The sequence below is a fragment of the Streptococcus oralis genome, from assembly GCF_965111685.1.
Lineage (GTDB): Bacteria > Bacillota > Bacilli > Lactobacillales > Streptococcaceae > Streptococcus > Streptococcus oralis_B.
Genome location: NZ_OZ217340.1, coordinates 1,065,803 through 1,080,150 on the forward strand (window position 1 = coordinate 1,065,803; position 14,348 = coordinate 1,080,150).

17 protein-coding genes and 1 pseudogene are annotated in these 14,348 nt (G+C 39.4%); 10 read left to right on the plus strand and 8 right to left on the minus strand.

Features of this window, described 5'->3' with window-relative positions:
- Position 1: 1 nt before the first annotated feature.
- From ACLV7H_RS05565 to ACLV7H_RS05585, 5 genes are all read left to right on the plus strand, one after another.
- On the plus strand, positions 2–1,117 hold the full coding sequence (locus tag ACLV7H_RS05565) for a cysteine desulfurase family protein (RefSeq protein ID WP_411866597.1): 1,116 nt from the start codon (positions 2–4) through the stop codon (positions 1,115–1,117).
- Positions 1,118–1,121: 4 nt separating this feature from the next.
- The gene (locus ACLV7H_RS05570; protein WP_000863525.1) at positions 1,122–1,469 is read left to right on the plus strand and encodes a DUF1831 domain-containing protein; all 348 of its coding nucleotides are present in this window, start codon (positions 1,122–1,124) and stop codon (positions 1,467–1,469) included.
- A gap of 6 nt (positions 1,470–1,475) precedes the next feature.
- Positions 1,476–1,691, plus strand: a complete 216-nt coding sequence (locus tag ACLV7H_RS05575) for a DUF4649 family protein (protein WP_000286092.1) — start codon at positions 1,476–1,478, stop codon at positions 1,689–1,691.
- Positions 1,692–1,773: 82 nt separating this feature from the next.
- Positions 1,774–2,415, plus strand: coding sequence for a redox-sensing transcriptional repressor Rex (locus ACLV7H_RS05580; RefSeq protein ID WP_000653412.1), 642 nt, complete (start codon positions 1,774–1,776; stop codon positions 2,413–2,415).
- A 15-nt stretch (positions 2,416–2,430) separates the two neighbouring features.
- Positions 2,431–3,120, plus strand: a complete 690-nt coding sequence (locus ACLV7H_RS05585) for a gamma-glutamyl-gamma-aminobutyrate hydrolase family protein (protein WP_000743310.1) — start codon at positions 2,431–2,433, stop codon at positions 3,118–3,120.
- On the opposite strand, the gene radC is transcribed toward ACLV7H_RS05585, so the two are convergent.
- The 3 genes from radC to ACLV7H_RS05600 form a co-directional block, all read right to left on the minus strand.
- Entirely contained in the window at positions 3,117–3,797 is a 681-nt protein-coding gene (radC, locus tag ACLV7H_RS05590; RefSeq protein WP_000286938.1) for a RadC family protein, read from the minus strand. The two genes, ACLV7H_RS05585 and radC, sit on opposite strands and share 4 nt — an antisense overlap.
- Before the next feature lie 42 nt (positions 3,798–3,839).
- Positions 3,840–6,131, minus strand: coding sequence for a DNA helicase PcrA (gene pcrA, locus ACLV7H_RS05595; protein WP_411866598.1), 2,292 nt, complete (start codon positions 6,129–6,131; stop codon positions 3,840–3,842).
- A 202-nt stretch (positions 6,132–6,333) separates the two neighbouring features.
- Positions 6,334–8,004, minus strand: a complete 1,671-nt coding sequence (locus ACLV7H_RS05600; RefSeq protein WP_411866599.1) for a formate--tetrahydrofolate ligase — start codon at positions 8,002–8,004, stop codon at positions 6,334–6,336.
- A 233-nt stretch (positions 8,005–8,237) separates the two neighbouring features.
- Between ACLV7H_RS05600 and coaB the strand changes: the two genes are divergently transcribed.
- The 5 genes from coaB (at position 8,238) to ACLV7H_RS05625 (ending at position 11,628) form a co-directional block, all read left to right on the plus strand.
- Positions 8,238–8,927 carry a phosphopantothenate--cysteine ligase gene (coaB, locus tag ACLV7H_RS05605; protein ID WP_045591260.1) on the plus strand — a complete coding sequence of 230 codons (690 nt, stop codon included), beginning with the start codon at positions 8,238–8,240 and terminating at the stop codon, positions 8,925–8,927.
- Positions 8,928–8,938: 11 nt separating this feature from the next.
- Positions 8,939–9,490: a phosphopantothenoylcysteine decarboxylase gene (gene coaC, locus ACLV7H_RS05610; protein ID WP_045591258.1), complete on the plus strand. Its 552-nt coding sequence runs from the start codon at positions 8,939–8,941 to the stop codon at positions 9,488–9,490.
- Complete coding sequence (locus tag ACLV7H_RS05615) at positions 9,474–10,037, plus strand: ECF transporter S component (protein ID WP_411866600.1); 564 nt, start codon at positions 9,474–9,476, stop codon at positions 10,035–10,037. The genes coaC and ACLV7H_RS05615 overlap by 17 nt, the downstream gene beginning before the upstream one ends.
- A 536-nt stretch (positions 10,038–10,573) precedes the next feature.
- Entirely contained in the window at positions 10,574–11,101 is a 528-nt protein-coding gene (locus ACLV7H_RS05620) for a hypothetical protein (protein WP_411866601.1), read from the plus strand.
- Positions 11,102–11,112: 11 nt separating this feature from the next.
- Positions 11,113–11,628 carry a transcription repressor NadR gene (locus tag ACLV7H_RS05625; RefSeq protein ID WP_411866602.1) on the plus strand — a complete coding sequence of 172 codons (516 nt, stop codon included), beginning with the start codon at positions 11,113–11,115 and terminating at the stop codon, positions 11,626–11,628.
- Here ACLV7H_RS05625 and ACLV7H_RS05630 read toward each other — a convergent pair.
- From ACLV7H_RS05630 to ACLV7H_RS05650, 5 genes and pseudogenes are all read right to left on the minus strand, one after another.
- Positions 11,625–11,774 (minus strand): annotated as a pseudogene (locus ACLV7H_RS05630) (NUDIX hydrolase); the annotation flags it as partial. The gene ACLV7H_RS05625 and the pseudogene ACLV7H_RS05630 overlap by 4 nt on opposite strands.
- Before the next feature lie 121 nt (positions 11,775–11,895).
- Positions 11,896–12,663 carry a class I SAM-dependent methyltransferase gene (locus ACLV7H_RS05635; protein ID WP_411866603.1) on the minus strand — a complete coding sequence of 256 codons (768 nt, stop codon included), beginning with the start codon at positions 12,661–12,663 and terminating at the stop codon, positions 11,896–11,898.
- A gap of 205 nt (positions 12,664–12,868) precedes the next feature.
- A complete protein-coding gene (locus tag ACLV7H_RS05640; RefSeq protein ID WP_411866604.1) occupies positions 12,869–13,336 on the minus strand; it encodes an 8-oxo-dGTP diphosphatase in 468 nt (155 codons plus the stop codon).
- A gap of 23 nt (positions 13,337–13,359) precedes the next feature.
- Positions 13,360–13,800 carry a hypothetical protein gene (locus tag ACLV7H_RS05645; protein ID WP_411866605.1) on the minus strand — a complete coding sequence of 147 codons (441 nt, stop codon included), beginning with the start codon at positions 13,798–13,800 and terminating at the stop codon, positions 13,360–13,362.
- Positions 13,778–14,335, minus strand: coding sequence for a hypothetical protein (locus tag ACLV7H_RS05650; protein WP_411866606.1), 558 nt, complete (start codon positions 14,333–14,335; stop codon positions 13,778–13,780). The genes ACLV7H_RS05645 and ACLV7H_RS05650 overlap by 23 nt, the downstream gene beginning before the upstream one ends.
- Positions 14,336–14,348 lie beyond the last annotated feature (13 nt).

Below are 14,348 nucleotides of genomic sequence, written 5' to 3' on the forward strand. Positions count from 1 at the left end.
TTTGATTTATTTGGACAATGCTGCTACAACTCCTATGTCAGCAGTAGCTATTGCAGAAATGACCAAGGTCATGCAAGAAACTCATGGTAATCCTTCTAGTATTCATGGTCATGGTCGGCAGGCTGGCAAACTCTTAAGAGAAGCTCGTCAAGACTTAGCCCACTTACTAGGAACCAAACCTCAACATATCTTTTTTACGTCTGGCGGTACAGAAAGTAACAATACAGCCATTATCGGCTATTGTCTCCGTCATCAAAATCGTGGAAAACATATCATTACGACAGCTATTGAACACCATTCTGTGCTTGAAACCATCGATTACCTGGTGCAACATTTTAGTTTTGAAGCGACCATCATCCAACCAGTAAATCAAGAAATAACTGCCCAGCAAATTCAAGAAGCTTTACGTGACGATACCATTCTCGTTTCCACCATGTATGCTAATAATGAAACTGGAAGTCTCTTACCTATCGCTGAGATTGGACATATTTTAAAAGACCATCCTGCTGCTTATCATGTTGATGCTGTTCAAGCTATCGGAAAAATTCCTATCCATCCCGAGGAATTGGGAATTGATTTCCTCAGCGCTTCTGCCCACAAATTCCATGGACCAAAAGGTATCGGCTTCCTTTACGCATCGACTGGGGACTTTGACTCCTATCTTCATGGTGGTGATCAAGAACAAAAAAAACGGGCTGGAACAGAAAATCTCGCTGCCATTGTAGGTATGGTCAGTGCTCTCAAAGAGGATTTAAATGACCAAGTTGAGCATTACCAAAAACTAATCGCACTCAAATCTACTTTTTTAGAAGAAATTGCAGGTTTCGAATACTATCTCAATGAAAGCAACCACCAACTACCTTATGTTGTCAACATTGGCTTTCCTGGTCAAAAAAATGATTTGCTCTTGCTACGGTTAGACCTTGAAGGAATTTCAATTTCTACCGGTTCAGCTTGTACTGCTGGTATTGTGCAAACCAGTCATGTGCTTGAAGCATTTTATGGACCAGATTCACATCGTTTGAAAGAATCTGTCCGTATCAGTCTCTCTCCTCTTAACACTGAGGAAGAACTGATACAACTCGCACAAACCTTAAAAAACATTATTGGAGATTAATCTAATGGCATTCGAAAAAACCATTAAACTACAAAACTGCCGCTACGACTATACACTTAGCCCAACTGTCAAAAAATTCACACTGAAAGATAATACTTTCTTTGAAACAAAGGTTGGAAACTACGAACTGACTCGTCTACTTGAAAAAGTACCTAACAGTGGTGAAGGCTTCAAACTAAAAATCATCATCAATAAAGACCTTACAGGTGCTAAACTCAACATCACTGACAAGTCTGGCCTTCGTTTGGTCAATATCTTTAAATCAGAAGACCACCACATTCATCAGGAAAAATTCTACTTCCTCATGGACAGTTTAGTAGAACGCGGTATCTTCATTAAAGAAGAAAGATAATTGACTATGTATCGGCTTACCTATCAAGATAACTATCACGTAGAACGTACACTTGAATATAAGGATTACGAAGAGCTCATGTTATCTCTATCAGGCTGTGTGACCCTACCTGATACTCTGCTATTCAGCTCCTTAACGCTGAATGATAAGGTGATTTATCAAGGATTGGTTGGCGATCTTTACCGTTTTCTATCACAAGCTCATTTTTCAGATAAAAACTAAGAAATTTCTTAGTTTTTTCTTATTTTTGTTGATTTTTTCACAATGTTTCTATAAAATAGAAGAATAGAAAGGTTGTGATTTTGTGAAAGATAAACAGTCTGCTATTCCAAAAGCAACAGCAAAAAGACTCTCTCTTTACTATCGAATTTTCAAGAGATTTCATGCAGAAAAAATCGAACGTGCCAACTCCAAGCAAATTGCAGAGGCTATCGGTATCGATTCTGCGACCGTTCGTCGGGATTTTTCCTATTTTGGTGAACTAGGTCGTCGTGGTTTTGGTTACGATGTCAAAAAATTGATGAATTTTTTTGCTGATCTCCTAAATGATAACTCAATTACAAATGTTATGTTGGTTGGAATCGGAAATATGGGACATGCCCTACTCCACTACCGCTTCCACGAGCGTAACAAGATGAAAATTATCATGGGCTTTGACCTAGATGACCATCCAGAAGTTGGAAGCCAGACACCTGATGGAATTCCAATCTATGGTATCTCGCAGATTAAAGAAAAAATCAAAGAAGCAGATGTCAAAACTGCTATCCTAACAGTTCCAAGTGTTCAATCACAAGAAGTTGCCAATCTTTTGGTTGATGCAGGTATAAAAGGTATTCTCAGCTTTTCCCCTGTTCACCTTCACCTCCCAAAAGATGTGGTCGTTCAGTATGTCGATTTGACAAGCGAACTCCAAACCCTCCTCTATTTTATGCGTAAAGAGGATTAGAAAGCGAAAGCATTTATGAAAAAACCAGTTATTGGGATTACAGGAAATGAAAAAGCTCATCCAGATGATGACATCATGATGAGCTATGCAGCAAAGGGCTTTGTTGAAGGAGTCAAAGACGCTGGCGGAATTCCAATCATCCTACCGATTGGTGATCAAGAAATGGCTGCCTATTACATCAGTATCATTGATAAGCTCATCCTAACGGGTGGGCAAAATGTTGATCCAAAATACTATGGTGAACCAAAGGCTATTGATAGTGATGACTACCACCTTCAAAGAGATATTTTTGAACTAGCACTTATCAAAGAAGCGATTAAGCAAAAGAAACCAATTTTCTCTGTTTGTCGGGGTACTCAACTTTTCAATGTCGCTATGGGAGGCACGCTTCACCAAGATATCGAGGATCATTGGCAGGACTGTTCAGCCGAATACACAACACAACGCCTCGTAACAGAACCTGATACTATTCTTCGAGAAATCTATGGAGAAATCTCTCATATCAACTCCTTCCACCACCAGAGCATTAAAGATTTAGCTCCTAATCTTAAGGTTGTAGCACATGATCCTAAAGATGGAATCATTGAAGCTGTGACAACTACGGACGGTTTCCCTTATCTTGGTGTTCAATGGCACCCTGAATTTTTATTTGAAAATCGCCCCAAAGATAAAACGCTATTTGACTATGTTGTTAACGAACTCTAAATCAAATCCGTCTTTTCACGGTAACTAAAGTAATCCGAGTGCGAGACAATTAGGTGGTCCAAGAAAACAATTCCCATCAGTTCGCAGGCTTCCTTGACTAGTTTAGTGACATGGTCGTCGTTTCGACTAGGAGATACAGCACCAGATGGATGATTGTGAACGAGAATCACCGAGGTCGCCATATGCTTCAAAGCATAGTGAAGGATTTCCCTCGGTTCAGCAATGCTGCGTGTCGCAGATCCGATAAAGATGGTCTGTTGATGAATGATTTGATTTTGAGTATTGAGATAGAGCGCCACTAGGTGCTCTTGTTTTTTGTCGCCAAGTTCCTGTTGCATTTTCTTGGCTAGCTTTTGACTACTGAGAATACTTTCCATCTCAAGGGTTTCGTGTTTATGAATACGATGCCCCAGTTCAATCACTGCTTGTAGTTCAATAGCTTTAATGCGTCCAATACCAGACAGACTCTGCAATTCCTGCAGGGTCATTTTTTTCAAATCAGTTAGACTGTTAAGACTATCCAAGACTTTCTGAGCAATTTCAAATACATTAGCCTGACGTGTTCCGGTTCTTAGCAGAATAGCTAGCAATTCTTGATTACTCAGAGCCTCTACTCCTTCTTTAACTAGTCTTTCTCTAGGCAAGAGTGAATCTTCTTGGAATGAAATACTGTACATAAAAATCCTCCTCACTTTATTATTCGTGAGAAGGATGGAAAATTAGATTTTTTTCTCAATTGGGGCAACACTGGCTAAGAGTTTTTTCAGCCCCACTTCTGGGAAATTGATTTTCAATTCCTGAGTATCACCACTACCCGAAACTTCTAGGACCGTTCCCTCTCCCCATTTCTTGTGAAGAGCAATATCCCCAATGGACCAACTTGTATCAGTCGAATCTTTTTTATTTCCGGCTGCAAATTGTCCAAATGGGAGACCACTAGACTGGATAGAGCTTGGTGCGGCATTGCGTTTCCGTTCTTGAAGGGCCTGGGCTAAGCTCATACCTTGACCAAAGGCCACTCCGCCACTGCTATAAGAAGCCTTAAAGCTAGTATTGGCTGGTCGAGCCAAGCCCTGATACTCAAGCAGGTCCGAACTGATTTCATTGATGAAACGTGTTGGACGATTATAATTGGTACGACCGAAAAGCAAGCGAGAGTTGGCATTGGTCAGATAGAGGATCTTTTCTGCACGTGTGATACCTACATAGGCCAAACGGCGTTCTTCTTCTAGCTCATCTGGATTTTCAGCCGCACGGCTAAGCGGAAATACATTTTCCTCCATACCAATGATAAAGACAACTGGGAACTCGAGTCCTTTCGCTGCATGGAGTGTCATCAAGGTTACTTCAGATGTCTCCTGACTGCCTGAGTCTGTATCCGCAATCAAGGCTAAGTCATTCAAGAAACGACTGAGTTTATCCAAACCTGTTTCTTCTTCTTGGCTATCAGGATTGTCATCAAAGTTCTTGGTAACAGATAGGAACTCTTCGATATTTTCAACCCGCGCCTTGCTTTCCAAGGTTGCCTGAGCATTAAGAATATCGACATAACCTGTTTTTTCTAGAACAGCCTCCACCAGCTCGGTGATAGTTAATTGGTCCAGTTGTTCCCGCAAATCCAAAATCATATTGGCAAAATCCCAGATAGACTGGGCTGCCTTACCTTTGATACCTGACAACATAATATTGGCTGAAGCGTCTAGCATGGACATCTCTTGTAGGTTAGCAAAGTCGCGAATTTTCTCAACAGTACCTGCCCCAATTCCACGTTTAGGCTCGTTGATAATACGCTCAAAACTGATATTGTCACTCAAATTAGCAATGAGGTTAAGATAAGCGATAATATCGCGAATTTCCTTACGGCTGTAGAACTTGGTCCCTCCAACCATAGTATAAGGAATATTGGACTTGAGCAGGGCTTCCTCAATAGTACGGGATTGCGCATTGGTTCGATAAAGAACTGCAAAGTCTTTATGGAGGAAGTTTTGAGTTCGACCGAGTTCATCGATGGTTTTGGCTACAAAAACAGCCTCATCTTGTTCATCGTTGGCTCTGTAGTAGACGATTTGTTCCCCATCAGCATTCTGGGTCCAGAGATTCTTAGGGCGGCGATTTTGATTGTTTTTGATGACCTCATTGGCTGCTTGGAGAATGGTTTTGGTTGAACGATAATTTTCTTCCAACAAAACAACCTTAGCGTTAGGGTAATCTTTCTCGAAATCCAAGATATTCTGCATATCAGCCCCACGCCAACCGTAGATAGATTGGTCTGCATCACCGACCACGCAGATATTTTTAAAGCGCGAAGCCAAAAGTTTGACCAGTTGGTACTGGGCATGGTTGGTATCTTGGTACTCGTCAACATGGATGTACTGGAACTTCTGTTGGTAATAGGTCAAAACGTTAGGGTTCTGATCAAAGAGTCGTAGGGTCAACATAATCAAATCATCAAAGTCAACCGACTCTGACTGACGAAGCTCTTTTTGATAGGCTGTATAACACTGGGCCACGATTTGCGTATACATATCACCAGCTTGAGCAACATAAGCCACATCATCAATTAGATCATTCTTAGCATTGGAAATGGTTCCCAAAATAGTCCGTTCATTCCATTTTTTAGGATCCAGATTTAATTGCTTGAGAATGCGTTTCATAAGGGTTCGTTGTTCACCAGGATCTACAATTGTGAAATTACGGTTGTAGCCGATATGATCCGCATCCCGACGCAGAATACGAACACACATGGAGTGAAAAGTCGCAATCAGACAGTCCTGAGTAGCTGGATTAAGACCATAAGCACGCTCTTTCATCTCACGCGCAGCCTTGTTGGTAAAGGTAATGGCCAAGATATTCCAAGGATTGACCATTTTTTCATCAATTAGATAAGCAATACGGTGGGTCAAAACTCGGGTCTTCCCAGAACCAGCACCTGCCATGATCAACAAGGGACCTTCTGTCGTTTGCACCGCATCAGCCTGACGGTCATTCATTCCATTTAATAATGCGTTCATCTTCTCTTCCTTACTCTTGAAGTCAATATTTCTATTATATCAGAAATCAGGTAAAATAGAAACTTTACAGAGAACACTTTGACAAGCAAAGTTTTCATCAGTATTTACAAAACATGTATTTTTCAAATGAAGTTGAGGTTATTTTTTAACAGGAAAAAGAGCTTGGATAGCATTTCCAAACTCTTTTAATATCATCTAAATCTTAGAACAATCCTAGAACGGTTCCGTCACTTTCAACATCCATATTGAGAGCGGCTGGACGTTTTGGAAGTCCTGGCATTGTCATGACATCACCTGTTAAGGCAACGATAAAGCCTGCACCCAATTTTGGTACCAACTCACGAATGGTAATTTCAAAGTTTTCTGGAGCACCGAGTGCATTCGGATTGTCTGAGAAACTGTACTGAGTTTTAGCCATACAGATTGGCAATTTGTCCCAACCATTTTGAACGATTTGAGCGATTTGCGTTTGAGCTTTCTTCTCAAAGTTGACTTTTGTACCGCGATAGATTTCAGTGACAATCTTTTCAATCTTTTCTTGGACAGAAAGGTCGTTGTCATAAAGGCGAGTATAGTTGGATGGATTTTCAGAAATAGTATTAACAACCGTTTCAGCAAGCGCTACTCCACCTTCTGCGCCATCAGCCCAGACACTAGCCAACTCTACTGGAACATCGATTGAAGCACAAAGTTCTTTCAAGGCTGCGATTTCTGCTTCAGTATCAGAAACAAATTCGTTAATCGCAACAACTGCTGGAATACCAAACTTACGGATGTTCTCAACGTGGCGTTTCAAGTTAGCAAAACCTGCACGAACTGCTTCCACATTTTCCTCTGTCAAAGCGTCCTTAGCTACGCCACCATTCATCTTAAGAGCACGAAAGGTTGCGACGATGACAACAGCATCTGGAGATGTTGGCAAGTTTGGCGTCTTGATATCAAGGAATTTCTCAGCACCAAGGTCCGCACCAAAACCAGCTTCAGTGACTGTATAATCAGCCAAGTGAAGGGCTGTTGTTGTTGCCAAGACAGAGTTACATCCATGAGCGATATTGGCAAATGGACCACCGTGTACAAAGGCAGGTGTACCGTAAATTGTCTGAACCAGGTTCGGTTTAATAGCATCTTTCAAAATCAATGCTAAAGCACCCTCAACCTGCAAATCACCTACAGAAACAGGTGTACGATCATAGCGATAACCGATAACGATATTCGCCAAACGACGTTTCAAATCTTCAATATCCGTCGCCAAGCAAAGAATGGCCATGATTTCTGAAGCAACGGTAATATCAAAACCATCCTCACGTGGAATACCATTTAGAGGGCCACCAAGTCCAACGGTCACATGGCGAAGAGCACGGTCGTTCAAGTCCACAACACGTTTCCAAATAATACGACGTTGGTCAATTCCCAGCTCATTTCCTTGGTGCAAGTGATTGTCAATTAAAGCAGAAAGAGCGTTGTTAGCAGTTGTAATGGCATGCATATCCCCGGTAAAGTGGAGGTTGATGTCTTCCATTGGAAGAACTTGGGCATAACCACCACCTGCTGCACCACCCTTAATCCCCATCACTGGACCAAGTGACGGTTCGCGAATGGCAATCATGGTTTTCTTGCCAATCTTGTTCAAGGCATCCGCAAGACCAATGGTAATGGTTGATTTTCCTTCACCTGCTGGTGTTGGATTGATGGCAGTAACCAAGATCAATTTCCCAACTGGATTGCTCTCAACTGCACGAATTTTATCAAAGCTGAGTTTAGCCTTATACTTCCCGTACAATTCCAAATCGTCGTAAGAAATACCAAGTTTCTCAACAACATCAACGATTGGCTTCAACTCAATACTCTGTGCGATTTCAATATCTGTTTTCATTCAAAACTCCTCTAACCTCTAATGTGATAATTCATTATAACACAAAAAAAAGTTTTTATCACATACAAAAAGCTTGGTAAAGTTTATAAACGTAAAGTTTTAAAGGCTATTTTAGTCGTCTTTTTTACTTTTTATAAGTTTTTATAGCCAAAAACTATAATCTTGCTGGGAAATTAGATAAAAAAACAAACGCTTTCTTTTGATTCTATTTTATTTTTTGGTACAATAGTCTTATGAAAATTTTAGTTACGTCAGGCGGCACAAGTGAAGCAATCGATAGCGTCCGCTCTATCACTAATCACTCGACTGGTCGCTTGGGGAAAATCATCACCGAAGCCCTACTTGCTGCTGGTCATGAGGTTTGTTTGATTACTACTCCTAGAGCTCTTAAGCCAGAACCTCATCCCAACCTAAGCATTAGAGAAATTAAGAACAGCAATGATCTCCTTTTTGAGATGAAAGGGTGTGTTCAAGATTATCAGGTCTTGATTCATTCGATGGCAGTTTCTGACTACACTCCTGTTTATATGACGGGACTAGATGAAGTTAAGACGAGTTCTAATTTGGAAGAATTTTTAGACAAGCAAAACAGAGAAGCTAAGATTTCTTCAAATGATGAAGTGCAGATTTTATTTTTGAAAAAAACACCCAAGATTATCTCTCTAGTCAAAGAGTGGAATCCTTCTATTCATCTGATTGGTTTCAAACTGCTGGTTGATGTCTCTGAGGACTATCTCATAGAAATTGCTAAACAGAGTCTTATCAAAAATCAAGCAGACTTGATCATTGCTAATGACCTGACTCAAATATCAACATATCAGCATCGGGCAATCTTTGTTGAGAAAGATCATCTTCAAACAGTTCAAACCAAAGAGGAAATTGCGAACCTCCTCCTTGAGAAAATTCATGCTTACGATTCATAGAAAGGAAAGCCATGGCAAACATTCTGATCGCAGTGACAGGTTCCATAGCCTCCTATAAAGCAGCTGATTTAGTCAGTTCTTTGAAAAAACAAGGCCATGATGTCACTGTCTTAATGACCGAGGCGGCGAGAGAGTTTATCCAACCTTTGACACTACAGGTACTCTCACAGAATCCAGTTCACCTTGATGTCATGCAGGAACCTTACCCTGATCAAGTCAATCATATCGAAAGAGGAAAAGAAACAGACCTTTTTATCGTTGTCCCTGCTACCGCTAATACCATTGCTAAACTTGCGCACGGTTTTGCGGATAACATGGTGACTAGTACAGCATTAGCTTTACCCCAAAATATTCCTAAACTACTTGCTCCTGCTATGAATACAAAAATGTACGATCATCCAGCCACTCAGTCAAACCTGAAGACACTAGAAACATTTGGCTACAAGCTTATCTATCCTAAAGAATCCCTCCTAGCTTGCCGAGACTACGGCAAGGGTGCTTTAGCAGACCTGAATATTATTTTAGAAAGAATAAAGGAAACACTCAATGAAAAAACGCTCTAATATTGCTCCGATTGCTATCTTTTTTGCGACCATGTTGGTCATTCACTTTCTGAGCTCACTCTTATTTAATCTATTCCCATTCCCAATTAAGCCAACTATCATTCATGTTCCAGTAATCATTGCTAGTATCATCTATGGTCCTCGAGTTGGTGTTACACTTGGTTTTCTTATGGGACTATTGAGCTTAACGGTAAACACGATTACCATCCTTCCAACCAGCTACCTCTTCTCACCATTCGTACCGAACGGAAATATCTATTCTGCGATTATCGCTATTGTCCCTCGCGTTTTGATTGGGCTGACACCTTATCTAGTTTATAAATTATTAAAAAACAGAACGGGTCTCATCTTTGCTGGTGCCCTCGGTTCCCTTACCAACACCGTCTTTGTCCTTGGGGGAATCTTCTTCCTTTTTGGAAATGTCTTCGACGGCAATATCCAAAAACTCCTAGCAACAGTTATTTCTACAAACTCAATTGCCGAGCTTGTCATCTCTGCCGTTCTAACAGTAGCAATTGTTCCCCGTCTCGAAACCTTGAAGAAATAAAAAAACAACTCCACTTTCATCCTGAAGGTGGAGTTTAGCTTTTAAAACATGAGAAACATCAATAGAATGTGAAATCCAAAGCGCAGGAGCTGATGTGAAAGAGGGGTAGGTTGCTGACTTTTCTGGCTATCCAAGTATAAGGTTAGTGATAGTAAAACCAAACCAAATGTAATCACCAATCTGACGAAATGGGCAATTTCTAGTATTGCGGCCATCAAAAGAAAACCTAGTAAAGGTAGGCTAAAAAGTGAAATAGCCAGACTACTTGCTAATAGAGAGAGTATCGAAAGGACTAATAAACTATAAACTAGGAAACGAGTCCAACCTGAGACTACTTTCCCTTCACTTTTCTGTTTTGACATCATCACGATTACCACGATTAGGTAAACAAAAAGTATCATCACAATTTCTCCTCAGTTCCTATTATTCTTTACCACATTTTAACCAAATTTTCCTGAAAAATCAATAATACTTCTTGACTTGATTGGGGATTTATTGTACTATACTTGTGTATATACAGATAAATGGAGGTTCTTATGGATATACGGAAAAAAACGCAGTTTATGACTATGACTGCCTTACTCACTACAATAGCGATTTTGATTCCAATCATTATGCCTTTTAAAATCGTTATCCCACCGGCTTCTTACACCTTGGGAAGTCATATCCCCATCTTTATCGCCATGTTTCTTTCGCCTTTGATGGCTGCTTTTGTGATTATTGCTTCTAGTCTCGGCTTCCTGATGGCAGGTTATCCGCCTGTTATTGTACTTCGTGCCTTCTCTCACATTGTTTTTGGTACTTTGGGGGCTTTGTACTTAAAGAAATTCCCTGAAACCTTGGATAAACCAAAGGCATCTTGGATTTTCAACTTTGTTTTGGGTATTGTTCATGCTATCGCTGAAGTAATAGCTTGTATCATCTTTTATGCTACTTCAGGGACAAATGTTGAAAATATGTTTTATGTTCTTTTTGTCCTAGTTGGTTTTGGAACAATTGTCCATAGTATGGTAGACTATACATTAGCACTAGCTGTCTATAAAGTGCTTCGAAAACGTCGCTAAAAGGAAAAACTATGACAAAGGATCGCAAACAAGCTCTTCTCAAACTGTTAAAAGAGGCGCCAAAAGCTCTCAATGGTCAAACCCTGGCTGAACACTTCCATGTTACACGCCAGGTCATTGTACAGGATATCGCTATTCTCCGAGCAGATGGAGCTCCTATCCTATCCACCAATCGTGGCTATATCTACAAAGGAAATGATGCCAGCCCCTACGTGCACAAACTCTTTAAAGTGAAACATGAACTGGAAGAAATCGGTCAGGAACTTCTAGCTATTGTAGATAATGGCGGACGCGTTCAAAATATCTTAATCGATCATCCCGTTTATGGCGAAATTGAAACCCTACTCAAACTCACTTGCCGCCGAGATGTCCAGCACTTTCTGGAACAAGTCGAGAATTCAGACTTTAGACCCCTTTCTGAATTGACAGATGGCATTCATTACCACCTTGTTGAAGCCGAAACGCAACAAGACCTCCACTATATCGAGGAGGCCTTGGATCAGTTAGGTTATTTAGTAAAAGACTAGAAAATTTCTTTCTCCCAGCCGTCCTCTGTACGGTGGCGATAGAAGAACTCAGACTTGTCAGGTGCTTCCATCATTTCCATCAAAGGCAACATATCATAGGCCAGTTCCAAGTTTGGAATCTGGTCTTTTTGCACCCAAGAAACTTCTTCAAATCTAAAAAGTTGAGACTTATATATAGAATTAGCTGTAACATTCTCTAAACACTATCCGTTTAATTTTACATTGAAAATCTTCTCAATAATCTTTTACAATTTCGTTCTCTTAATTTTACTTTCGAGCGATAAACATACCATATTCTTTAGGAATGATCAACATACCATTATTAAACTCACTTTCCAATCTTTTACGTATTATTTCCTCTTCTAACGAACCTATTTCTGAAATTCCTTTAAAGGATCGGATGTATTTAACTAGGTCATCTATACTAGTTACCCGTAACTCATCATCATAGAGTAATATATCGACAGAGTTAAAGTACCTACTTAGGTAACTTTTGCCATTTTGTAAAGTAAAAGTTTTATTTTCCAAATCTTGATTAACCTCATCTTTAAATAAACTTGCCAAATAATCTACACCTCCATTTTCACCAAATGTAGCACAGTAAAAAATTCCGCCTGTTTTTAAGACTCTATTCACCTCATAGAGCGCTTTAGGAATATCATTTACATGATGTAGAAGCATATTAGCAATAACAATATCAAATGTTTCATTCTCAAAAGAAATCTTTTGAATATCCATTATTTCATAGTTGACATTGTCTCTATTTCCAATCACTGACTTCGTTGTTTTCACCATATCTTTAGAAAAATCTGTAATAACCAACTGCTTCATTCTATCAATAGAATCACTATTACTTTTCCATAGTTCTCCTGTACCACATCCCAATTCTAGAACCTTTACTTCATCAGTAATTTGGTAGTTGGAAAATATCCAATTATTAAACCCTAATTTATTTTTTGAATACTTCTTATGTAGCTTTACTCTAATGTCAAGATTATCTTGTTTTGCATATTGTTCAATTACCTTATCAGCCATTTTCTTTTACTTCCTTTCATATTTTAAGATTATACCATAAAATAAAATATCTCCGATTTCAAAAATGAAGGTGGAGATTGTTAAAGATAAAGATAGAAAAGAAGAATAGGAAATTTTGAAGTATTCAGTTGACATACACCGACATACTTATCCTATATTTAAGTACTAATCATTAAAGGTTAACACCGTTCCAGTAATCTTACAACTAAAAAATCTCTTTCTCCCAGCCATCTTCTGTACGGCGGCGATAGAAGAACTCAGACTTGTCAGGTGCTTCCATCATTTCCATCAGAGGCAACATATCATAGGCCAGTTCCAAGTTTGGAATCTGGTCTTTTTCTACCCAAGATACTTCTCCTTCCTCTGAGGATTGGAGACTTCCAGTAAACTCTGTCGCCTTATAACAAAAAACGATGTAGCGCCCACCTGTATCTAAGGGCCAATTTTTAATACCGACCAGTTGTGGATTCTGAATGGTCAGGCCAGTTTCTTCGTATATTTCACGAATGACAGATTCGGCAAAGGCCTCGCCATTCTCAACATGACCTCCTGGAAAGGCATAGCCAGACCAGCGATTGTTTTCAGGAGAGCGATATTGCATGACTACTCGCTTAGTTTCAATGTCTTCAATCAGACAGATGTTGGTTAAAATGGTTGCTTGGGCACGGGACATGGATTTTCTCGCTTTCTAAGTTGTTATATGCCTTTTTCGAACTTAATATCAGATTTCATGATGAATGGATTAATCAACTCGTGATGTTCATAAGTACTACGGGCCAAAAAACCTCTAACAATGATGATTTCTTTATCTTGTATGTGATAGTCTATATTAATAGGAATGGTTGGATCCGAGACAATTGACAAAGCAAAAAATGCTCCAAACCAAAGATAAAGTGCCACTAATCCACTAAATATTTGAAAAATAAGGTGATACCATTGAACATCTCTTGTTCTATAAAAGATTCTCCAGGGATGGATTAGGAAGGTCAAACAAAGAATGAAAAACCAACTATTCCACAAAATCGGCGTAAAAGATAGTCCAAAAACCAACAACACCAAATGAAGAACCACAAAGGTCAGCAAAGCCAAATAAAGTGTTTTAAATGAAAATAATTTAATTCGATTTTCTTTTTTCATGATTTTTCCTCTTTTTGTCCTTATATTTCAAAATCACCATCACTATCGCTGGAATGATGAAAAAGATTAGATAGGTAGCAATCGGAAGCCAGATGTAGCGATAATCGACAGATAATAGGGAAGGAATTTTTTTAACATTTCTCCCTTTCACCCCAACAAGTAAGTGGAGAAGAAAAATAGGTCCATTTATGTATAGAAAAGGTTGTAAAAATCCTTTTACTGAAGTCTTTTCACTAAAACCATCTCTAAAAATACCTTGATAGAGTGTGTACACCAAAAAGACAAAATTCATAATAATTGGCAAGACATAGGACATTTCCTGATATGGTTTCGGGATAAGTATTGTCCCAAACAACACATACATGATACCAAAAATAGAAAATAATATTATGCCACCATCCATAAAAGAAGCAAGCTTTGGATGCCTTCCCATCCACAATTGGACGTGAGCTATCAAAGAATACTTTTTATGGATTTTTCTCATTTTGATCTTCTGCTGTTTGATCTTCTTTGGTTTCTTAATCTTTCGTTCCATTTACGCCTCCTTC